The organism is Rhizobium sp. CF080 (assembly GCF_000282095.2).
In the GTDB taxonomy this organism is placed as follows: Bacteria; Pseudomonadota; Alphaproteobacteria; order Rhizobiales; family Rhizobiaceae; genus Neorhizobium.
In genome coordinates this window covers 674,199-695,999 of record NZ_AKKC02000002.1, presented here as the reverse complement: position 1 = coordinate 695,999, position 21,801 = coordinate 674,199, and the positions used below count along the sequence as shown (strand labels likewise).

Here is a 21,801-nt window from a genome sequence, read left to right as displayed (position 1 = left end):
CGGTGTTTAAAAAAATCCTCATCGCCAACCGTGGCGAGATCGCCTGCCGGGTCATCAAGACGGCACGCAGGATGGGCATCAAGACGGTCGCCGTATATTCCGACGCGGATGCCGAGGCGCTGCATGTGCGGATGGCCGACGAAGCGGTGCATATCGGGCCGGCACCCTCCAGCCAGTCCTACATCGTCATCGACAAAATTCTCGATGCGATCCGGAAGACCGGCGCCGATGCCGTGCATCCGGGCTACGGCTTCCTGTCCGAAAACGCTGCCTTCGCTCAGGCCCTCGAAAAGGAAGGCGTCGCCTTCATCGGCCCGCCGGTGAAAGCCATCCAGGCGATGGGCGACAAGATCACCTCGAAGAAGATCGCCGCCGAAGCAGGCGTCTCCACGGTTCCCGGCCATATGGGCCTGATCGAGGATGCCGAGGAAGCGGTGAAAATCTCCGCCTCGATCGGTTATCCGGTGATGATCAAGGCGTCCGCCGGTGGCGGCGGCAAGGGCATGCGTATCGCCTGGAACGACGCCGAGGCGCGCGAGGGTTTCCAATCCTCCCGCAACGAGGCGAAGAATTCCTTCGGCGACGACCGCATCTTCATCGAAAAATTCGTCGACCAGCCCCGCCATATCGAAATCCAGGTTCTGGGTGATCAGCACGGCAATACGCTTTATCTCGGCGAGCGCGAATGCTCGATCCAGCGCCGCAATCAGAAGGTCATCGAGGAGGCCCCGTCGCCTTTCCTCGACGCGGCCACCCGAAAGGCCATGGGCGAACAGGCGGTCGCACTCGCCAGGGCGGTCGGTTATTTCTCCGCCGGCACGGTGGAGTTCATCGTCGACGGCAACCGCAATTTCTATTTCCTCGAGATGAACACCCGCCTGCAGGTGGAGCACCCGGTCACCGAACTCGTCACCGGCATCGATCTCGTCGAACAGATGATCCGCGTTGCGTCCGGCGAAAAGCTGTCCTTCGGTCAGGACGACGTCAAGCTTAACGGCTGGGCAATCGAAAGCCGGCTTTATGCCGAGGATCCATATCGTAATTTCCTGCCGTCGATCGGCCGGCTCACCCGCTATCGCCCGCCGGCGGAAGGCCGGCAGCACGACGGCACGGTGGTGCGCAACGATACCGGCGTCTTCGAAGGCGGCGAGATCTCCATGTATTACGACCCGATGATCGCCAAGCTGTGCACCTGGGCGCCTCACGGGGCACAGGGCGAGGGAGCCTCGGCGCGCCTCAAAGCAATCGATGCGATGGGCAAGGCGCTCGACGATTTCGAGGTCGATGGCATCGGCCACAACCTGCCCTTCCTCTCGGCGGTCATGGATCATCATCGTTTCCGTTCGGGAAACATTACTACCGCCTTCATCGCCGAGGAATTCCCGGAAGGCTTTTCCGGCGTGCACCCGGACGCGGCAGCGGCGAAAAAGCTCGCCGCCATCGCCGTCCTGATCAACCAGGCCCTGCAGGAGCGCGCGGTGCAAATCTCCGGCACGATCGGCAATCACCGCCGGATCCTCGCCAGGGACTGGGTGGTGACGCTCGCCGGCTTCGAGGAGGCCGTCACGCTCGAAACCGGGTCTGACGGCGCCGGCGTCCGCTTTGCCGATGGCACGCAGCTTTCCGTCGCCAGCGGCTGGCTTCCGGGCCAGCAACACGCCCGCTTCCATGTCGGTGGCGCAGTGATGGGGGTCAAGATCAACCTCGTCGGCTCCGCCGTCCGGCTGCGCTGGCGCGGCATGGACGTGACCGCCCGCGTGCGTTCGCCCCGCGTCGCCGAACTCGCCCGCCTGATGCCGGTCAAACTGCCGCCGGACACCTCGAAGATGCTGCTCTGCCCGATGCCGGGTGTCATTACCTCGGTCTCGGTAAAAGCCGGCGACGCCGTCGAAGCCGGCCAGACGCTCGCCACCGTCGAGGCGATGAAGATGGAAAACGTCCTGAAAGCCGAACGCAAGGGCACTGTCAAACGCGTCGCCGCCAGCCAAGGGCAGAGCCTGGCGGTCGATGAGTTGATCATGGAGTTCGAGTGATGGCCGAGAAGACCGTGAAGGATTGGGAAAAGCTTGCCGAGAAGGAGCTGAAGGCTTCGCCGGAAACGCTCGTCTGGCACACGCCCGAAGGCATCGACATCCAGCCGCTCTATACGGCGGAAGATCTCGAGGGTATCGATCACCTCAATTCGCTGCCGGGCATGAAACCTTTTGTGCGCGGCCCGCGTGCCACCATGTATGCCGGCCGGCCCTGGACGATCCGCCAATATGCCGGTTTCTCGACCGCCGAGGCGTCGAACGCCTTCTACCGCCGCAATCTCGCCGGCGGCCAGAAGGGCCTGTCGGTCGCCTTCGACCTCGCCACCCATCGCGGCTACGACAGCGACCATCCCCGTGTCGAGGGCGATGTCGGCAAGGCGGGGGTGGCGATCGATTCGGTCGAGGATATGAAGATCTTGTTCGACGGTATTCCTCTGAAGGACATGTCGGTGTCGATGACCATGAACGGCGCGGTCATCCCGATCCTCGCCTCCTTCATCGTCGCCGGTGAGGAGCAGGGCTGTTCGCGGGCGGAACTCTCAGGGACCATCCAGAACGACATCCTCAAGGAGTTCATGGTCCGCAACACCTATATCTATCCGCCAGAGCCCTCGATGCGGATCGTCGCCGACATTATCGAATATACGGCCAAGGAAATGCCGAAGTTCAATTCGATCTCGATATCCGGCTATCATATGCAGGAAGCGGGTGCGACGCTCGTCCAGGAACTTGCCTTCACGCTGGCCGACGGCCGCGAATATGTGCGCGCCGCACTTGCCAAGGGCCTCAGCGTTGACGAGTTTGCCGGCCGGCTGTCCTTCTTCTTCGCGATCGGCATGAACTTCTTCATGGAGGCCGCCAAGCTGCGTGCCGCCCGCCTGCTCTGGTCGCGGATCATGGAGGAGTTCAAGCCTCAAAAATCCTCGTCGCTGATGCTGCGCACCCACTGCCAGACCTCGGGCGTGTCGCTGCAGGAACAGGACCCCTATAACAACGTCATCCGCACGGCCTATGAGGCGCTGTCGGCGGTACTCGGCGGCACCCAGTCGCTGCATACCAATGCGCTCGACGAGGCGATGGCGCTGCCGACCGATTTCTCCGCCCGCATCGCCCGCAACACCCAGCTCATCCTGAACCACGAGACCGGCATCACCAAGGTCGTCGATCCGCTCGCCGGCTCCTATTACGTCGAGAGCCTCACCAACGAGCTTGCCGAAAAGGCCTGGGCACTGATCGAGGAAGTCGAGGCCATGGGCGGCATGACCAAGGCGGTCGCCGACGGCCTGCCGAAACGGCTGATCGAGGAAGCCGCCACCCGCCGCCAGGCCGCCGTCGACCGCGGCGAGGAAATCATCGTCGGCGTCAACAAATACAGGCTCGAGAACGAGGATGAACTCGACATTCTCGCCATCGACAACACCGCCGTGCGCAACGGCCAGATCAAGCGGCTGGAGGAGGTGCGGCGTCAGCGCGATCCGAGGCGCGTTGCGGCGGCGCTTGCAGTGCTGGAGGAAGCCGCCGAAACCGGCGAGGGAAACCTGCTGGAAGTGGCGATCGAAGCCGCCCGCGCCCGCGCCACCGTCGGTGAAATCTCCGATGCGATGCGCCAGGCCTTCGGCGACCACTCGGCGGTGCCGGAAGTGGTCAGCGATATCTACGGACCCGCCTATGAGGACGATCCGGAATACAAGACGATCGTCTCGCGGCTTGGCAGCTACGCTCAAACGCTCGGCAGCAAGCCCAAGATCATGGTCGCCAAGCTCGGCCAGGACGGCCATGACCGCGGTGCCAAGGTAATCGCCTCGGCCTTTGGCGACATCGGCTTCGAGGTTCTCGCCGGTCCGCTGTTCCAGACGCCCGAGGAAGCGGCCGACCTTGCGGTGAAGGAAAAGGTCCAGGTGGTCGGCATGTCGTCGCTCGCCGCCGGCCACAGGACGCTCGCGCCCCAGCTGGTCGAAGCCCTGAAAGCCAAGGGTGCCGAAAACGTCATCGTCGTGGTCGGCGGCGTCGTACCGCGCCAGGACTACGACTACCTGATGGACCACGGCATCGCCGCCGTCTTCGGCCCCGGCACCAACGTCCTCGATGCCGCCAACTCCATCATCGACCTCCTGGAGGGCAAGCGCCGCAATATCTGACGGTCACTTCGCCGCCAGCATCGCCTTGGCGCTGTCGGCATCGGTGATCAGCACGTTGATCAGCCCGCTCCGCGCTACCGCCTGCAGGATCTTGTGCTTGTGTGCCCCGCCTGACGCGACGATGCGGCAGCCGATCCGCCGGAAGTCTTGCATCTCGGGTGCCAGCACCTGACGGTTGAGCGGATGGTCGATCTCCTTGCCGTTGGCATCGAGATAACGGCCCATCAGGTCGCCGACCGCGCCGGCTTTTTTGAGGATCTGCTCGGTCATGCCTTCGGGCAGACCGTAGCGCACCTGCAGCGATTGCTGCGATACGTCGCCGACGCTCAAATAGGCGACATCCACCTCGCAGATCTGCCTGAACGTCCGCTGGAACACCGCCTGCGAAATGATCGCATCGCGCGATTCCGGGCTCTCGGCATAGATCGGCGCCACGAAATAGCGGCACTGGGCGTTCAGCACCTGCGCGAAGCCGCGAACGATCTCGAACGTGTTGATCTCGGAGCCCTGCGTCAACCCGCCCATCATCGAGCGCACCTTGATCTGCGGTTCGTTGAGCGACGGAATGTGCTGGATCGTCTCGCGCAGCGTCGAGCCCCAGCCGACGCCGATCGAGGCGGGTTTCTGCGTCTGGATCAGCCGCCCGAGAAAACCGGCCGCCCCGCGCCCGAGCACCGAATGGAGAAGTGCCGCATCGCCCGGTGTCGGAATGACGACCGCGTCGAGCAGGCCGAAGCGCTTGCGCAGCTTCGCTTCCAGCTCCACGCTTTCCGCCAGCACGGAATCGAAACTGATCCTCACGACGCCCGATTCCAGCGCTTCCGAAAGGATCTCGTTCACCCGCCGCCGGGTGATGTTCATCCGCTCCGAGATCTGCTGCTGGGTCAGTCCCTCCACGTGATAGAGCCACGCGGCCCGCACCATCAATTCACGCTGCTCCATAAATACCACCATCAAAATATCAAATGTCACATCGACTTAACATATGTAACGTAACCCATGCCTGTCATGGCTAACCCAGACTGATGGAGATGGCCAGAACCGAAACAGGGCGGGTCGTGTGAAAGACCCGAATATCGAGGGATCCGAAACATGGCTTCGACATATGTGAAATCGATCACGGGCCTTCTCGCCGCCGGCGCGCTGCTGATGGGCGCGACGGCTGCGACCGCCGCCGACCGCGTCAAGATCGAATGGTGGTACGCGATCTCCGGCAAGCTCGGCGATACCGTCCAGCAGCTGATCTCCGACTTCAACAAGTCGCAGGACAAATACGAGGTCGTCGGCACCTTCAAGGGCAATTACGAAGAGACCATGGCGGCCATGGTCGCCGCCTACCGCGTCAATCAGCAGCCGGCTATCCTTCAGTCGGCCGAACGCGGTTTCATGACCATGCTGAACTCTGGCGCGATCATCCCGGTCGATCAGCTGATGGCGAAACAGGGCTACAAGACCGACTGGAACGACTTCATCAAGCCGGTCGCCGGCTTCTACATCGTCAACGGCAAGCCGGCCGCTCTGCCCTTCAACTCCTCGACGCCGATCCTCTGGTATAATGCCGATGCGTTCAAGGCCGCCGGCTTCGATGCGCCGTCCGACACCTGGCAGGGCCTCGAAAAGCAGCTTTATGCGCTCAAGGAAAAGAAGATCACCGATTGCTCGATGGCGCTGCCGGGCGACTTCCAGTGGAGCCTGATCGAGAACTATTCGGCGATCAACAACTACCCCTTCGCCACCAAGGCCAACGGTTACGCCGGCCTCGACACAGAGTTCGTCTATAACAAGACCGGCGTGGTCGGCCAGGTCGCCCGTCTCAAGAAGTGGGTCGATGACGGCGTGCTGAAGATCGCCGGCCAGGGCGTTGCCCCGATCAGCCTCTTCACCTCTGGCACCTGCGCCACGATCATCAACTCCACCGCCAGCCATTCCGGCGTCGAAGCCGATGCCAAGTTCAAGTGGAGCGCTGCGGTTATGCCGCACGAAGAGGGCGCCGACGTCAGGAACGGCACCATCGGTGGTGCCTCGCTCTGGGCCGTCAAGGGTAAGTCGGAAGAGGTCCAGGCCGGTGTGGCGGCCTTCTTCAACTTCGTCGCCCAGCCGGCGACCCAGGAATGGTGGAGCAAGGCGACCGGCTACGTTCCAGTCACCAATGCCGCCTACCAGAAGATGAAGGCTGAGGGTTATTTCAAGGATCACCCGACCCGCGAAATCGCCCTCGAACAGCTCTCGCGCGGCGAGCCGACCGACAATTCCCGCGGCTTCCGATTCGGCAACCACAACCAGTCGACCGCCATTCTGATCGAGGAAATCCAGGCCGTCTGGACCGGCAAGAAGACGCCGCAGGAAGCGCTGGACTCATCCGTCAAGCGCGGCAACGAGATCCTGCGCCAGTACGAGAAGCTCCATGCCGGCAAATAATGCCATCATGACCAAGAACGAGGGTGCGGCGACGCGCCCCCGTTTGCCGTTGCGGCGGAGCCTGGGCTCCCTGGTCAGGCCGTCGGAAGCGGGGCTGAAGGCCTCGCATTTCCGGCGGCCCTGGCTGGCCGCAGGCCTGCTGGCGCCGCAGCTGCTGATCCTGCTCTTCTTCTTTTTCATCCCCACCTGGAAGGCTCTGTCGCTCGCCTTCGTGCAGGTCGATCCGTTCGGCGGCACGATGATCTTCGTCGGGCTGGACAATTTCACTACCCTGTTTTCGAGCCCGGAATACCGCGACAGCGCCATCCTCACCCTGTGGTTCACGGTCGTGCAATGCATCGCCACGCTCGTCATCGCCGGTCTGCTTGCTTTCGCCACCGACAACGTTTTGCGTGGCCGGGCGATCTACAAAGGCGTCATCCTTCTGCCCTATGCCATCGCGCCGGCCATATCGGGCGTGCTCTGGGCCTTCCTCTTCAACCCGACCGTCGGCCCGCTCGCCCAGATGCTGCATGAGCTGGGTTTCGCCTGGGACCCGAACCGCCGGCCGTTCGATGCGCTGCTGCTGGTCTCGGTCGCGGCGGTCTGGAAACATGTCTGCTACGATTACATCTTCCTGGTCGCGGCCTTCCTCGCCGTGCCGGCCTCGGTGATGGAAGCCGCCGCGATCGACGGCGCCCGTCCCGTCCGCCGCTTCCTCACGGTGACGCTGCCGATGGCCGCGCCGACCATCTTCTTCCTGATCGTCATGAACTTCGTCTACGGTCTGTTCGAGACCTTCGGCATCATCGACACGGTGACCCGCGGCGGCCCGGCCGGCAGCACCAACACGCTGGTCTACAAGGTCTATCAGGACGGCTTCCGCCAGCTCGACCTAGGCTCGTCGGCCGCTCAGTCGGTCATCCTGATGGCGATCGCCGTGCTCTTCACCTTCCTGCAGTTCCGCGCCGTCGAGCGCAAAGTCAATTATCAGGTGTGACCATGGTGGAGCGTCACATTGGCCTGTCGATCTTCTGCCACGTCGTTCTGCTGATCGGCGCCGCCGCCGTCTGCATGCCGCTCTATTTCGCTTTCGTCGCCGGTTCGCTGACGGTCGGCGAGGTGCAGCAGGTGCCGTTCCCGCTCGTTCCGGGCAGCCATTTCGTCGAGAACACCGTCCTTGCCTGGAACGAAGGCCAGTTCAGCCGGCTCTACGTCAATTCCCTCATCGTCACGACCGGCATCGTCGTCGGCAAGCTGGCGGTGTCGCTGATTGCCGGTTTCGCGGTCACCTATTTCCGGTTTCCCTTCCGCATGACCGCCTTCTGGCTGATCTTCATCTCGCTGATGCTGCCGGTCGAAGTCCGCATCATCCCGACCTATGAGGCGGTCGCCGATGCGGCCGGGCCGTTGCGGGCGCTGTTCGATGCGATCGGCCTGAACGGCTTCGTCGCCGATACGACCGGTTACCAGCTCGACGCGGCGCTGCAATGGAACATGATCAACAGCTATAGCGGCCTCATCCTGCCGCTGATCGCGTCTGCCTCCGCCACCTTCCTGTTCCGCCAATTTTTCCTGACCGTGCCGGACGAACTCTGCGAGGCCGCCAAGCTCGATGGCGCCGGGCCGCTGAAATTCTTCTGGGACGTGCTTCTGCCGCTGTCGCGCGCCAATATCGCGGCGCTGTCGATCATCCTCTTCCTCTACGGCTGGAACCAGTATCTCTGGCCGCTTCTCTTCACCACCGAGAAGGTGATGAGCACCGCAATGATCGGGCTCAAGGACCTGATCCCGGTCGCCGATGCCCAGCCAGCCTGGAACATCGCCATGGCCGCTTCCTTTTTTGTGATGGCGCCGCCCGCTCTCGTCATCCTTCTGATGCAACGCTGGTTCACCAAAGGCCTGGTGGATTCCAGCAAATAGAAAAGAGGTATTTCCAATGACCAATCCCATCATCGTCGGCCATCGCGGCGCCCGCAATCTCTGGGCCGAGAACAGCCTGACCGGCTTTCGCAACCTGCTCGACCTCTCCGTCGAATCGGTCGAATTCGACGTGCATCTGAGCGCCGCCGGCGAACTCCTCGTCATTCACGACGCGACCCTCGATCGCACCACCGAGCGCTCCGGTCGGGTGGCGGATCTTGCAGCCGGCGAATACCGCTCGGTGATCCTGAAGGGTACCAATGAGCACATCCCCACGCTCGAGGAAGTGCTGGAAATTTACGCACCGACCGGTCTCGAACTGCATGTGGAACTGAAGGCCGATGCCGACGGCAAGCCCTATGAAGGCCTCGAAGCCCAGGCAGCGGCCATGATCGATCGTTTCGGCGTCGCCGACAATTCCTTCCTGACCAGTTTCAGCAGCGAGGTCCTGAAGACGATCGGTGAAGTCGCGCCGCATATCCGTCGGCTGTCCTCGCTCAATCACAAATCCGTCCAGGTTCTCGGCCTGCGCCAGTCCGTCGAAGCCATGCTGCAGGTCTCCGACGTGCTGGCGATCGAAAAGGCGCTGCTGCTCGAAGAATGGGAACTGCTCTCCGCGCTCGTCCCGGCCGAAAAGCTCGGCGTGTGGGTTCCGAACGAGCTGGAAGACCTGTCCTTCTGGCTGAAGCGCCCGCTGCGCCAGATCACCACCGATCGGCCGGATCTTGCCGTCAAGGCACGCGAAGGACTGTTCGATGCCGCTCATTGATCGTCGAAGCCTGCTGGTGGGCGGATTGGCAGCGGCTGCCATCTGGCGGCCGCTGGGGTCCGCACGTGCGGCAAGCTTCAACACTGATCCCTTCGCTCTCGGCGTCGCCTCGGGCGCGCCGAGAGCCGACAGCGTCGTCCTCTGGACGCGGCTAATCCTGGAGAACGCATCGGCCGCCACCTCCGCCGATCCCTTTGCCCCGGCACCTAAGCCGGTCCTTGATCCCATCGATGTGGAATGGATGGTCGCCGAGGACGAGGCTTTTTCAAAGCCGGTCCAATCCGGCCTCTTCCGCGCGGTTCCGGAATTCGCTCATTCGGTGCATGTCGAGGTCACGGGCCTTTTGCCCGGCCGCTGGTATTTCTACCGCTTCCGCTCCGGCAATGCGACGAGCCCGGTCGGCCGCACCCGCACGGCACCGGCGGACAGTGTGGATACGCTCCGCCTCGCCTTCGCCTCCTGCCAGCAATACGAGCAGGGTTTCTACAGCCCCTATGCCGATATGGCCGGCCGCGATCTCGACCTCGTCGTGCATCTCGGCGACTACATCTACGAGCGGAGTTACGGTGCGCAACTGGTGCGTAAACACCAGACCGGCGTACCGTCGATGCTCTACGAATTCCGTGATCGTTACGCCCTCTACAAGTCCGACCCGCACTTGCAGGCGGCGCATGCCGCCTTTCCCTGGCTCGCCGTCTGGGACGACCACGAGGTCACCAACAACTACGCCAATGACCGTGCCCCCGACGCGCCGAACCCGGCGGAATTCCTCGCCCGCCGCCGCGCCGCCTACCAGGCCTGGTTCGAGCACATGCCGGTGCATCCGAGCCTCGCAGCCGGTTTCGATGCGCTGCGCATCTACGATCATTACAGCTTCGGCAATCTGGCCGGGGTAACGCTGCTCGACACCCGGCAATACCGCTCGCCCGAACTCGAAGGTTCCGCCGGCGACGACCGGCCGGAGCGGACCATGCTCGGCCCGGCGCAGGAAGAATGGCTCGGCAGGACGCTCGGTGCCAGCCATGCGAAATGGAATATCATCGCCCAGCAGACGCTGCTTGCCGAACGCGACACCAAATCCGGGCCGGCAACCGCGTATAATCTCGACGGCTGGGATGGCTATCGCGCCGCCCGCAGCCGGCTGCTGGAGGCGGTGCAGACCTCGGCGGTCGAGAACCCGCTGATCATCGGCGGCGACCTGCATGCGTTCTACGCGGCGGACGTGAAGCGCGATTTCGCGGATGAGAAAGCTCAGGCCATCGCCAGCGAATTCGTCTGCGGCTCGATCACCTCGGACGCACCGTCTGCCGCGAGCCTTGCCACCGCGCTTGCCGAAAACCCGCATCTCAAGTTTGCCTCGGACAAGCATGGTTATGCGATCATGCGTCTCAGCGAACGATCGGCCGAGGTTGACTTCATCGGTGTCGCCGACCGCAAGCAGCAGCATTCCCCCGCTGCCGTTTTTCAGAGTTTTGCCGTCGCCGACGGTGCAGCCGGCGTCAATCGGCTTTGACGCCTCATCTCAAGTTGGACTTTCATGCAGATAGATCTCCTAATTTTCGATTGTGACGGCGTCCTGATCAACAGCGAGCCGATCGCCAGCCGCACACTTGCCAAGGCCCTGCAGGATGCCGGCGCCGCCATTACCGCCGAAGAGGTGCTGGTCCGCTTCACCGGCAATTCGGCCAGTGCCATCCGCCGCATCTGCACGGAAGAGCTTGGCATCAAAGATCTGGATGCGGTTTTCGAGGCCTGGCATCTCGACATCTATCCGGAATTCGCCCGCTCGCTGGAGCCGATGCCCGGCATCGAAAGCCTGGTCCGGTCGCTGCCGCACCGCAAATGCGTCGCCTCCAACAGCTCGACGGACCGGCTGGCGAAAAGCCTCGGACTTTTGCCGCTCTGGCACGCTTTCGCGCCGTCGATCTTCAGCGCCGACATGGTGGCGCGGCCGAAACCGGCGCCGGATCTCTTCCATCTCTGCGCGGACACCCTGTCCGCCGATCCGGCCCGCTGCGTGGTGATCGACGACAGCGCCCACGGGATCACCGGGGCGAGGGCGGCGGGCATGACGGCGATCGGCTTCGTCGATCCGGCAGACCCACGGCCCGGCCGCGTGAAAATTCTGGCGGAAGCCGGAGCCATATTCGTGGCGACTGGAGCCGAAGAGCTTCAGGAAGCGCTCGTCCGTCTGGAAGCGCCGCTCACCGTGGAAGCCTGAGCGGCCACCTCGCCAGCATCCCGAAATAAAAAATCGCCGGTGTCATCCGCCTGTAAAACTCCGGCCCTAAGAAACCCCCAGCAAGGTTGCACGGCTGTGCAAAAGGGGGTTCGATGGAGCGGGACGGTTTTCTGGAATTGCGCGGCATCGCCAGCCGTTATGGCGCCACGCAGGTTCTGACCGATATCGACCTGTCGATTGCCAAGGGCGAGTTCGTGGCGCTGCTCGGTTCGTCCGGCTGCGGCAAGACCACGCTTCTGCGCCTGCTCGCCGGTTTCATCGGCCCGTCGGCCGGCGAGGTGAAGGTGCGCCATCGCGACGTGACCCACCTGCCGCCCGACAAGCGCGGCATGGCACTCGTCTTCCAGTCCTACGCACTGTGGCCGCACATGACGGTGGCGCAGAACATCGGCTACGGTCTGAAACTGAAGGGCATTGCGCGCCAGGAAATCGCCACCCGCGTTGCCGCCATGCAGTCGCTGCTTGGCCTCGACGGGCTGGAGGCGCGCAAGCCTTCGGCGCTCTCGGGCGGTCAGCGCCAGCGTGTCGCGCTCGGCCGGGCGCTCGCCATCGATCCGGAAATCCTGCTGCTCGACGAGCCGCTGTCGAACCTCGACGCCCGTATCCGCCTGACAGTGCGCCACGAGCTGCGGGCGCTACAGAAGCGGCTCGGCATCACCGCAATCCACGTCACCCACGATCGCGAGGAGGCCATGGTGATGGCCGACCGGATCGTCATCCTGAATGCCGGCAAGATCGCGCAAGCTGGCACGCCGGAGGATGTCTATAACCGTCCTGCCTCGGCCTTCGTCGCCGCCTTCATGGGCGCGGAAAACGTGCTTTTCCTGAACGGCGCGCCGCAGGGCGACCAGTTCGCGATCGACGCCGGCCCCGCCAATGCCGCCGCTACCGTGCCGCTCCTCGGTCGTCCGCTGGCAGCTGGTCCGATCGAAGCCCGTTTCCGCCCGGAGGCTGCCCGTCTTTTCTTGGCCGACGAAATCGCCGTGATCGGCCCCGGTATCACCTTCCGGGGCGAGATCGCCGCCGTCAGCTATCCCGGTGGCCATTGGCGTCATGTGGTGCGGCTCGGGCAGACCGAGATCATGGCCGATGCCGAACGCGCCTTCGACCCGGGCACCCGCGTCGCCGTGTTCGTGCCGGCGGATGCGCTGTTCCTGTTCAATTCGCCGGAGGCTGCTTCGGTTTCCCCCATTTCCCGGGTGCCATTCGGGAAAGTCCACGCCTGACCTTTTGATACCTCTGCCTTTTCAACTCACGGAGAAGCACTCATGAAGAAGATGTCTTACGCAGCCTTCGCCGTCGCTTTCGCAGCCCTTCCGGTTCACGCCGAAGAGCTGACGGTTGCGACCGCCGGCGACCAGAACATGGTCGATTACATCAACCAGTATCTCGGCCCGCTTTTCGAAAAGACCTATCCAGGCAACACGGTTCGCGCCGTCGGCACCGGCCCCGGCGATGCCGGTTCGCAGAAGATCCTCGAGCGTTTCGACGCCCAGTCTGCTGCCAAGTCCGATAAGTGGGACGTCGACGTTGCCGTCGTGCACGAAAAATTCGTCGGCCCGATGGTCACCAAGAACTACCTCGACAAGTACCGCGCCGACATCGACACCGGCAAGCTCGTCTCCCGCGACAACGCCAAGATGGCGCTCGGCTCGAATGTCGACGGTTATGTCATGCCGATGTTCAACAGCCAGACCGCGATCGCCTACAACCCGGCGCTCGTTCCGAACCCGCCGAAGTCCTATACCGAGCTGGCCGCCTGGGCCAAGGCTCATCCGAAGCAGTTCGGTTATAACGGCATCAAGGGCGGCGCTTCCGGCGTTTCGTTCGTCATGGGCTGGATCTACGCCTTCGGCGGCGGCGATGCCAACACCCTGATGAATGGCCCGTTCAAGGAAGAAGAAACCAAGAAGTGGGATGCGGCCTTCAAGAGCCTCGCCGACTTCACCACCAATGCGACGCTGACCCCGGGTAACGCCGGCACGCTCGACCTGCTGTCGCGCGGCGAAATCGCCATGGGCCCGGTCTGGGTCGACATGTTCTACTCCTGGCAGGCCAGCGGCCAGTTGCCGCCGACCATGAAGCTGGTTCTGCCGGCTCCGGGCATGCCGGGCCAGCCGATGCACTACGTCATGCCGGAAAAGGCGGCTCACAAGGCTCTGGCCGAGAAGTTCATCGCTCTCGCCACCAGCCCCAAGGTCCAGGCCGAAGGCATCGTCAAGCGCTTCAACTGGTATCCGGGCATCGACGCCGATAACGTCAGACGAGAACTGGACGACGCCACCTGGAACAAGCTGTTCGTCGACATCTCGCCGGCTGACCTTGCTGCCAAGGGCAAGCCCTTCCCGATCGCGCCTTACAACACTGCGATCCTCGAGGCCTATGAGAAGTCCGTGAAGTAATTTGAAAAAGGCAGTCCGCTCGATCGAGTGGATTGCCGCTTCAATGCGAAGATCGTGAGGCTCCTCTTCTCCCCAGCGGGGAGAAGATGTCCGAAGGACAGATGAGGGGGTGAGCGACGCAAGGAGCGAACGACCGAGCGCAAGCGAGGTCGAGTCTGCCGCGTCGCCCCCTCATCCGACCCTTCGGGCCACCTTCTCCCCGCTGGGGAGAAGAGGGAGGACTGCGGCGCTCACTTTGCAAGAACCTGAACGTGGTCGCCCGCTTGGTGGCGGTAGGCCCTAAACTCATCATCTTTGGTCGAACCATGCCAAAACGCTTCCTCGGTCTCCTCCTTGTGCTGCCGGCACTCGCGGTGATCGCCTTCCTCTTCATCCTGCCGCTGATCATGTCGGCGGTCGGCGCCTTCCAGGTGGAGGGGGCTTTCGGCTGGGGCAATTTCACCAAGACTTTCGATCTCTATACCAAGGACATCATTTTCACCGTCGTGATCGTCAGCCTGTCGACGGTGCTGATCGGCATCGCCTCGATCGCGATCGGCGGTTACCTGACGCTCGGCGAACATCCAGTGGCCGTCGCCATCCTGCGCTGGCTTTATCGTTGGCCGATGTTCATTCCCTTCATCGTCGTCGGCCAGATCCTGCGCACCTTTCTGTCGAAGAACGGCATGATGAACAACACTTTCATCAATCTCGGCCTGCTGACGCCGCTCGACGCCGTGAGCTTCCTCGATTGGCGCGGCATCGTCATCGCCTTCGTCTGGAAGCAGACGCCGTTCGTGGCATTGCTCGTCGCCGGCGCCATGGCTTCCATCAACCGTGACACGATCGAGGCAGCCCGCAATCTCGGGGCCTCGCGGCTGCGGCTCCTTTTCGAGATCGTCGTGCCGCAGGTGGCGATGACGCTGACCGTCGGCCTTATCCTCTCCTTCGTCACCATGATGTCGGTTCTGTCCGTGCCGCTGATGATCAACGCCCAGTCGCCGACCATGCTGACCGCCGATATCGCCTTCCGGGTCAATTCCTACGGGGATTACGGCGTCGCCAATGCGCTCGGCCTCGTCTCGCTCGTGCTCGCAGCGTCCGTCGCATGGATCTACCTGCGCGCCAGCCTCAAGGAGCGCGCATGACAGCCGCCCATATTCCCGCCACCCGCAATCCTATCGCTGCCCTCTGGTGGGTGCCGCGCGGCATCATCTTCGGGCTGATGGCCTTCTTCATCTTCGGGCCGCTCTTCAACCTCCTGCTCTGGACCGTGGCGGAGAAGTGGTATTTCCCCTACAGCCTGCCGCTCGAATACGGCTTCAGTTCTTGGGCAAAAGTGTTCGCGCCGCGCGGCGGGGCGATGGAGTCGCTCACCAATTCGCTGATCGTGGCCCTGCTGACCGTTGTCGTCTCGCTCTTGCTGGCGATCCCGGCCGGTTACGCGCTGGCCCGGCTGAAACTGCCGTTCCGCGGCCTCATTCTGCTCGCCTTTCTCATTCCGCAGGCGTTTCCGAACCTGACGGTCTATGTGAACATCGCCCGCATCTTCTACGAGATCAGGCTCAACGGCACCATTCCGGGCGTCGTGCTGGTCCACGTCTCGCATGGTCTGGTCTATGCGGTGTGGATCGCAACGGCCGCCTTTTCGGCGATCGACGCGGAGCTCGAACAGGCGGCCCGCAATATCGGCGCCGGCGCCTTCCGGGCCTTCCTCGACGTCACTCTGCCGCTTGCGGCACCCGGCCTGATGGCGAGCGCCATCTTCGTTTTCCTGGAATCGCTCGACGAATTCACCGGCAGCTATTTCGTCGGCGCGCCGGATGTAAACATGCTGCCGTTGCTGCTCTATACCACCGCTGCCGGCGGCAATTATCAGATTGCATCGATCACTGCCCTCTTGCTGCTCGTTCCCTCCCTGGTGTTCATGTTGATCGTGGAGCGATTCCTGAAGGCGGACGTCCTTTCGCGCGTTGGACATTGAGGAAAGCATGAAGGACGAAAAACGGATGCGCTTTGTCAGCGCCGAACAGGTCGCCCGCCTCGCCGGCGTCTCCCGTTCGGCCGTCTCCCGCACCTTCACGCCCGGCGCAAGCGTAGCACCGGCGACGCGGGAAAAGGTGCTGCGGGCGGCGGAGGAGCTCGGTTACCACGTCAATGACCTCGCCCGCGGCGTGCTCGCCAACCAGAGCCGGCTTGTCGGCATCGTCGCGACCAAGCCGGAACTCGGTTTTCGCGCCCATCTGACGGCGGCGCTCGCCAAGGCGCTGATCCAGCGTGGCAGCATCCCGATCCTCATCAATACCGGGCAGGCGGAAGAAGAACTGCTGGCGGCCCAGAAGATGCTGATCGGCCACCGCGCCGAGGCGACCATCATCCTCTCCGGCTCGCCGCCGGCAAGCTTCTTCGAGCTCGCGCAGCGCAACGGCCAGCCGCTGGTGGTGATCGGCCGCTCGGAGCCGGATGCCGATCATGTCCGCGCCGGCAATTCCGAGGCTTCCCGCAAGGCGGCTAATGCGTTTTTCGATACCGGCCGTCGGCGCCTGGCCGTCGTCGGTTCGCAATCCGGGACGCAGAGCATCGCCGAGCGTGAAACGGCCTTCCTGTCGGCGGCGCGGTCGCTCGGCGCCGAAGTGCAGTCCGCCGGGGGGCCGGATTCCGACTACGACAGCGGCATCGCCGCTGCCCGCGAGCTTTTTGCCGGCAGCGAACACCCGGACGCCATCTTCTGCGCCAACGACCAGATCGCCTTCGGCGTCATGGATTTCATCCGTATCGAGGCGAAGCTGCGCATTCCGGAAGACGTGGCGGTGATCGGCTTCGACGACGTGCCGGAAGCGGCCTGGCTGAGCTACAGCCTCACCACCTTCCGCCAGGACCCGGTCACCATGGCGTTGCGGGCCGTCGAGCTTCTCGAGCGGCGCCTCGAAAGCCCGGACGCTTCGCCGGGTTACGAGAGGGTCATCCCCGAACTGGTCGTACGAAAGAGTTTCGTCCCGGTTTAAAGCTTCAGCAGCTTGCGGGCGTTTTCCTTGAGGATCAGCGGCCGTACCTCGTCCTTGATCGAAATCGCGGCAAAGTCCGCCATCCAGCGGTCCGGCGTGATCGCCGGCCAGTCGGAGCCGAACAGCATTTTGTGCTTCAGGATCGAGTTGGCGTATTGCACCAGGATCTGCGGAAAGTACTTTGGCGACCAGCCGGACATGTCGATATAGACGTTCGGCTTGTGGGTCGCGACGGAAAGCGCCTCCTCCTGCCAGGGGAAGGAGGGATGTGCGAGGATGATCGGCATGTCCGGAAAATCCGCTGCCACGTCGTCCAGATAAATCGGGTTGGAATATTTGAGCCGCATGTTCATGCCGCCGCGCATGCCGGCGCCGACGCCGGTCTGGCCGGTATGGAACAGCGTGATCGCGCCTTCTTCGGCAATCGCCTCGTAGAGCGGATAGGCCATCCGGTCGTTCGGATAGAAGGCCTGCATGGTCGGGTGGAACTTGAAACCCTTGACGCCGAATTCCCGCACCAACCGGCGCGCCTCGCGGGCACCCATCTTGCCCTTGGCGGGGTCGATCGAGGCGAACGGGATCATGATGTCGCTGTTCTCGGCGGCGATCATCGCCACTTCTTCGTTGTTGTAGCGCCGGAAACCGGTCTCGCGCTCCGCGTCGACCGGGAAGATCACGCAGCCGATCTTGCGTTCGCGGTAGTAGACGGCGGTTTCGTTGACCGTCGGCAGCATGCCCTTGTGGCCGGCCGGGTTCTTGAAATATTTGGCCATGCCGGCCTGGAATTCATCATAGCCATCGTCACGCGGGCTGCAGCAGGGCTCTTCCGCATGGGTGTGGATGTCGATGGCGATCAGCTCGTCGATGTTCAAGGTCAGCTCCTCCCGATCCTTAAATTCAGTCCAGGCCCACGAATTTCTGCAGGAGGGCCGTCAGTTGCCGGCGCTCGTCGGCGGTAAGATTGGCGCCGACCGAGGCTTCATAGGTGAAGAACCATTGGCTCGCCTGCTCGACCCTGGTGACCGCTTTCGGGGTCAGTGTGATCTCCACGGCCCGGCGGTCTCCATCAGGGATTCGTCTGGAAACGAGGTTCTGGTCCTCCAGCGCCCGGATGAGCTTGGTCATATGGGCGCGCTTGATCATCAGCCTTTGGCCGAGCACGCTCTGGCGGATTCCGGGATTGTGCAGGATGACCCAAAGCACGGAGAACTCTCCGGGCTTCAGGTTGTGCTCGCCGACCTCTTCGAAAAAACGCTCGTAGATCTTGAGCTGCGCCAGCCGCATCAGGAAGCCGAGCGCCGAATTGAGCCGGTCGAGATCGACCTCATCTGCCGTGCGGATCGGCATGTCCATCGAGCAGTCCCCTTATGCCGAACCCGGCGCCTTCAGCCTTGCGGCGCGTTTTTCGAGGAACGCGCGCAGACGCTCCTCTGCTTCCGGGCTGGTGGCGGTAAACGAGGCGATGAAGGACTCGACGAAAAGCCCGTCTTCCTTCGCCATGTCCTGAATGCGCGGCAGTGCGTTGATGACCGCGTAATTCGAAATTTCGGCATTGCTCGCGGCCGCTTCGGCAAGTTCGTGCGCCTTCTGCCGGGCCATGCCCTTTTCGACGACGTATTGCGCAAGGTTCCAGCGCTCGGCCTCTTCAGCCGAGGCGACCCGTCCGGTCAGCATCATGTCGGTCATGCGGGCGACGCCCATCAGCCGCGCGGCGCGCACCGAACCGCCGCCGCCGACGAAAATGCCGCGCTGGCCTTCCGGCAGCGCGAAGAAGGCGGATTTGTCGGCCACGCGGATATGGGTGGAAGACGCCAGTTCCAGGCCGCCGCCGACGACCGCGCCATGCAGGGCGGAGATCCACGGGATCGTGCCGTGCTCGATGCCGGCAAATACCGCGTGCCACCGGCGCGAACCGTGTACGCCCTGGATCGGCGTTTTCTTGACGTGTTCGGCAAGGTCAAGCCCCGCGCAGAAATGATCGCCATGTCCGAAGAGCACGACGGCCTTCGCCTCGCTTTCGGCACGCGCCACAGTCTCGGCGATCGTCTCGACGAAACGGTCGCTGATCGCATTGCGCTTTTCCGGGCGGTTGAGACCTATATGGGCAATGTTGCCCTTGAGCTCATAGGTCACGAAGCTGGTTGCCGTCTGATCGGCCATCTTATGCATTCTCCTCCAGCAACGGACGCTCCCCAGCCCGTCATCAGTTTTTGATCGTTTACAGGGAGATTGTTTCTTTGTAAACAAATTTTGGGAGCCCGATAGGGAGCATTGACGTCTGGGAGGAGAAGTCATGAGCGGAAAACCTGTGCGTGACGTAAAGCTGTGGTCGCCCGTGGTCGGCTGGGAAGAGCGGCCGAACGGCGAATTCGTGGTCTGGCGTGAGGATCCGCTGGGTCCCTATCCCGACAAGCTCAACGAGCGGCTGATCCACTGGGCGAAAATCGCCCCCGACCGCACCTGGATGGCGGATCGCGAAGGAACGGCCGAGTGGCGCAGGGTGAGCTTTGCGCAGGCGCTCGATCAGGTGAGGCGCATCGGCCAGTTCCTGTTGAACATGAAGCTTTCGGCGGAAAACCCGCTCGTCATCCTCTCGGAAAACTCGATCGAACATGCGCTGATGGCGCTCGGCGCCCAGCATGTCGGCATCCCGTCCGCAGCGATTGCGCCGGCCTATGCGACCATTTCCTCCGATTTTTCAAAGCTGCACGATATCGCAAAACAGATCACCCCCGGCCTGATCTTCGCCGACGATGCGGAAGCCTTCCGCAAGGCCGTCGATACGGCATTCGGGCCGGATATTCCCTTTGCCGGGATGCGCAATCTGCCCGAGGGCCGGCCTCATACCTATCTCCTCGACGATATTCTCAAGACCGAGCCCACTCCCGCGGTCGACAAGGCTTTCGATGTGGTCGGGCCTGATACGGTCGCGAAATTCCTGTTCACCTCGGGCACGACCGGTTCGCCCAAGGCGGTCATCCAGACCCAGCGGATGCTCTGCTCCAACCAGGAAATGGTCACCGACTGCTATTCCTATTTCCGCGACGAGCCGCCGGTTCTGGTCGACTGGGCGCCCTGGAACCACACCGCCAGCGGCAACAAGGTGTTCAACATCGCCATTTATAACGGCGGCACCTATTACATCGACCGCGGCAAGCCGAGCCCGGCGCTGATGGCCCAGACGATCGCCAACCTGAAGGAAATCTCGCCGACCTGGTATTTCAACGTGCCGGCCGGCTACGAAATGCTGATCCAGGCGATGCGCGAGGACGAGGGGCTTCGCAAGACCTTCTTCAAGGACCTGAAACTGCTGATGTATGCCGGCGCCGGCATGGCTCAGCATACCTGGGACGCGCTGATCGAGCTTTCCGAAATGACGATCGGCGAACAGGTGCCGCTCGGCACCGGCATCGGCTCCACGGAGACCGCGCCGTTCGCGATCTTCTGCACCGATCCGCAGGAAAAGCCCGGCAATATCGGCGTGCCAGGCCAGGGCGTCACGATGAAACTGGTGCCGATCGACGACAAATACGAGCTTCGCCTCAAGGGCCCGAACGTCACCCCCGGTTACTGGCGCAACGAGAAGCTGACCAGGGAAGCCTTCGACGAGGAAGGCTTTTACCGGATCGGCGATGCGGTGAAGTTCGCAGTCCCCGGCGACCCGCGCCAGGGTTTCTATTTCGACGGACGCACGGCGGAGAACTTCAAGCTGCAGACCGGTACCTGGGTGGCAGTCGGCGTGCTGCGGGCACAGCTCGTCAACCAGTTCGGCGGGCTGATCCGCGATGCGGTGATCACCGGCGAGAACCGAGCGGAGCTCGGGGCGCTGGCGGTTCCCTTCATGCCGGCGCTGCGGGAACTGATCGGCGGCGAGGCCGGCCTTTCCGACGAGGCGGTCGTTGCCCACCCGAAGGTGAGGGCGGCGATCACCGAACGGCTGAGGGAACACCAGAAACAGTCGAGCGGTTCGGCAACACGGGTGATGCGCATGATGCTGATGACCCAGCCGCTGCGCTTCGAAAAGGGCGAAGTGACCGACAAGGGGTCGATCAACCAGCGCGCCGTGCTCGCCCACCGCGGCGATCTCGTCGAGGAACTGTATGCCGATGCGCCCGGCGTGATCAAGGTTGGCAAGGAGCTGGCGGCATGAGGATCGAAGGAACAAGCGCTGTCGTCACAGGCGGCGGATCCGGTCTCGGCGAAGCGACGGCCAGGCTGCTAGCGAAACTCGGGGCCGTGGTGCATGTCTTCGACCGCAACCAGGCGGCGGCCGAGAAAGTTGCGGGCGAGATCGGTGGCGTGGCGCTCTCTGGAGACGTGACCAGCGAGGACGATGCGGCCAAGGCACTCGACGTTGCGGCCAAGGCCGGTGATGGCTTGCGCATCCTCGTCAACTGCGCCGGAATCGGCACGGCGGGGCGCATCGTCGGCAAGAACGGCCCGATGCCGCTTGCCGATTTCGAGCGGGTGATCCGCGTCAACCTGGTCGGCACGTTCAACATGCTGCGGCTTGCCGCCGAGCGCATGTCGGGCTTGCCGGAGCGGGAAGACAAGGCGCGCGGCGTCATCGTCAACACGGCCTCGGTCGCCGCCTTCGAGGGACAGATCGGCCAGGCGGCCTATGCGGCCTCCAAGGGCGGCATCGTTTCCCTGGCCTTGCCGGCGGCGCGCGAATTCTCCCGTTTCGGCATCCGCGTCAACACGGTCGCGCCCGGCATCTTCCTGACGCCGCTGCTCTACGAGCTGCCGCAGGAGGCGCAGGATAGCCTTGCTGCCGCTATCCCCTATCCTTCGCGGCTCGGCGATCCCGGCGAATTTGCCGACGCGGTGCGGTTCGTGATCGAGAACCACTATATCAACGGCGAAGTGATCCGGCTCGACGGCGCGCTGCGCATGCAGCCGCGGTGACCGAT

General features: G+C 63.2%; 19 protein-coding genes. 15 read left to right on the top strand and 4 right to left on the bottom strand.

What is annotated here, in order from left to right; all coding sequences use genetic code 11:
- Positions 1-2 precede the first annotated feature (2 nt).
- On the top strand, positions 3-2,033 hold the full coding sequence (locus PMI07_RS04640) for an acetyl/propionyl/methylcrotonyl-CoA carboxylase subunit alpha (RefSeq protein ID WP_037085537.1): 2,031 nt from the start codon (positions 3-5) through the stop codon (positions 2,031-2,033).
- A complete protein-coding gene (gene scpA / locus PMI07_RS04635; RefSeq protein WP_024163560.1) occupies positions 2,033-4,171 on the top strand; it encodes a methylmalonyl-CoA mutase in 2,139 nt (712 codons plus the stop codon). The genes PMI07_RS04640 and scpA overlap by 1 nt, the downstream gene beginning before the upstream one ends.
- 3 nt (positions 4,172-4,174) lie before the next feature.
- On the opposite strand, the gene PMI07_RS04630 is transcribed toward scpA, so the two are convergent.
- Entirely contained in the window at positions 4,175-5,113 is a 939-nt protein-coding gene (locus PMI07_RS04630) for a sugar-binding transcriptional regulator (RefSeq protein ID WP_024163559.1), read from the bottom strand.
- A 207-nt stretch (positions 5,114-5,320) separates the two neighbouring features.
- On the opposite strand from PMI07_RS04630, the gene PMI07_RS04625 reads away from it, so the two are divergent.
- From PMI07_RS04625 to PMI07_RS04575, 11 genes are all read left to right on the top strand, one after another.
- Complete coding sequence (locus tag PMI07_RS04625) at positions 5,321-6,589, top strand: extracellular solute-binding protein (protein ID WP_245277103.1); 1,269 nt, start codon at positions 5,321-5,323, stop codon at positions 6,587-6,589.
- On the top strand, positions 6,576-7,568 hold the full coding sequence (locus PMI07_RS04620; protein WP_007775459.1) for an ABC transporter permease subunit: 993 nt from the start codon (positions 6,576-6,578) through the stop codon (positions 7,566-7,568). The genes PMI07_RS04625 and PMI07_RS04620 overlap by 14 nt, the downstream gene beginning before the upstream one ends.
- Before the next feature lie 2 nt (positions 7,569-7,570).
- Positions 7,571-8,491 (top strand): ABC transporter permease subunit, encoded by a 921-nt coding sequence (locus PMI07_RS04615; protein ID WP_007775462.1) that lies wholly within the window; start codon positions 7,571-7,573, stop codon positions 8,489-8,491.
- A gap of 16 nt (positions 8,492-8,507) precedes the next feature.
- On the top strand, positions 8,508-9,260 hold the full coding sequence (locus PMI07_RS04610; RefSeq protein WP_007775466.1) for a glycerophosphodiester phosphodiesterase family protein: 753 nt from the start codon (positions 8,508-8,510) through the stop codon (positions 9,258-9,260).
- Entirely contained in the window at positions 9,247-10,773 is a 1,527-nt protein-coding gene (locus tag PMI07_RS04605) for an alkaline phosphatase D family protein (protein ID WP_024163558.1), read from the top strand. Before PMI07_RS04610 ends, PMI07_RS04605 begins: the two co-directional genes overlap by 14 nt.
- 24 nt (positions 10,774-10,797) lie before the next feature.
- Positions 10,798-11,481 carry an HAD family hydrolase gene (locus PMI07_RS04600; RefSeq protein ID WP_007770571.1) on the top strand — a complete coding sequence of 228 codons (684 nt, stop codon included), beginning with the start codon at positions 10,798-10,800 and terminating at the stop codon, positions 11,479-11,481.
- 113 nt (positions 11,482-11,594) lie between these two features.
- Positions 11,595-12,728 (top strand): ABC transporter ATP-binding protein, encoded by a 1,134-nt coding sequence (locus PMI07_RS04595; protein ID WP_007770573.1) that lies wholly within the window; start codon positions 11,595-11,597, stop codon positions 12,726-12,728.
- A 42-nt stretch (positions 12,729-12,770) separates the two neighbouring features.
- The gene (locus PMI07_RS04590) at positions 12,771-13,904 is read left to right on the top strand and encodes an extracellular solute-binding protein (protein WP_007770575.1); all 1,134 of its coding nucleotides are present in this window, start codon (positions 12,771-12,773) and stop codon (positions 13,902-13,904) included.
- Between the two features lie 305 nt (positions 13,905-14,209).
- Positions 14,210-15,031: an ABC transporter permease subunit gene (locus tag PMI07_RS04585; RefSeq protein ID WP_024163557.1), complete on the top strand. Its 822-nt coding sequence runs from the start codon at positions 14,210-14,212 to the stop codon at positions 15,029-15,031.
- The gene (locus PMI07_RS04580; protein WP_007770600.1) at positions 15,028-15,867 is read left to right on the top strand and encodes an ABC transporter permease subunit; all 840 of its coding nucleotides are present in this window, start codon (positions 15,028-15,030) and stop codon (positions 15,865-15,867) included. The genes PMI07_RS04585 and PMI07_RS04580 overlap by 4 nt, the downstream gene beginning before the upstream one ends.
- Before the next feature lie 7 nt (positions 15,868-15,874).
- The gene (locus PMI07_RS04575; RefSeq protein WP_007770597.1) at positions 15,875-16,888 is read left to right on the top strand and encodes a LacI family DNA-binding transcriptional regulator; all 1,014 of its coding nucleotides are present in this window, start codon (positions 15,875-15,877) and stop codon (positions 16,886-16,888) included.
- On the opposite strand, the gene PMI07_RS04570 is transcribed toward PMI07_RS04575, so the two are convergent.
- From PMI07_RS04570 to PMI07_RS04560, 3 genes are read right to left on the bottom strand one after another with little or no spacing between them, the layout of a single operon-like run.
- Complete coding sequence (locus PMI07_RS04570) at positions 16,885-17,760, bottom strand: 4-hydroxyphenyl-beta-ketoacyl-CoA hydrolase (protein ID WP_007770595.1); 876 nt, start codon at positions 17,758-17,760, stop codon at positions 16,885-16,887. The two genes, PMI07_RS04575 and PMI07_RS04570, sit on opposite strands and share 4 nt — an antisense overlap.
- 25 nt (positions 17,761-17,785) lie before the next feature.
- On the bottom strand, positions 17,786-18,241 hold the full coding sequence (locus PMI07_RS04565; protein WP_007770593.1) for a MarR family transcriptional regulator: 456 nt from the start codon (positions 18,239-18,241) through the stop codon (positions 17,786-17,788).
- A gap of 12 nt (positions 18,242-18,253) precedes the next feature.
- On the bottom strand, positions 18,254-19,048 hold the full coding sequence (locus PMI07_RS04560) for a crotonase/enoyl-CoA hydratase family protein (protein ID WP_007770591.1): 795 nt from the start codon (positions 19,046-19,048) through the stop codon (positions 18,254-18,256).
- A 133-nt stretch (positions 19,049-19,181) separates the two neighbouring features.
- On the opposite strand from PMI07_RS04560, the gene PMI07_RS04555 reads away from it, so the two are divergent.
- The gene (locus tag PMI07_RS04555; protein ID WP_007770589.1) at positions 19,182-21,038 is read left to right on the top strand and encodes a feruloyl-CoA synthase; all 1,857 of its coding nucleotides are present in this window, start codon (positions 19,182-19,184) and stop codon (positions 21,036-21,038) included.
- Entirely contained in the window at positions 21,035-21,796 is a 762-nt protein-coding gene (locus PMI07_RS04550; protein ID WP_007770587.1) for an SDR family NAD(P)-dependent oxidoreductase, read from the top strand. Before PMI07_RS04555 ends, PMI07_RS04550 begins: the two co-directional genes overlap by 4 nt.
- The last annotated feature ends 5 nt before the right edge of the window (positions 21,797-21,801 follow it).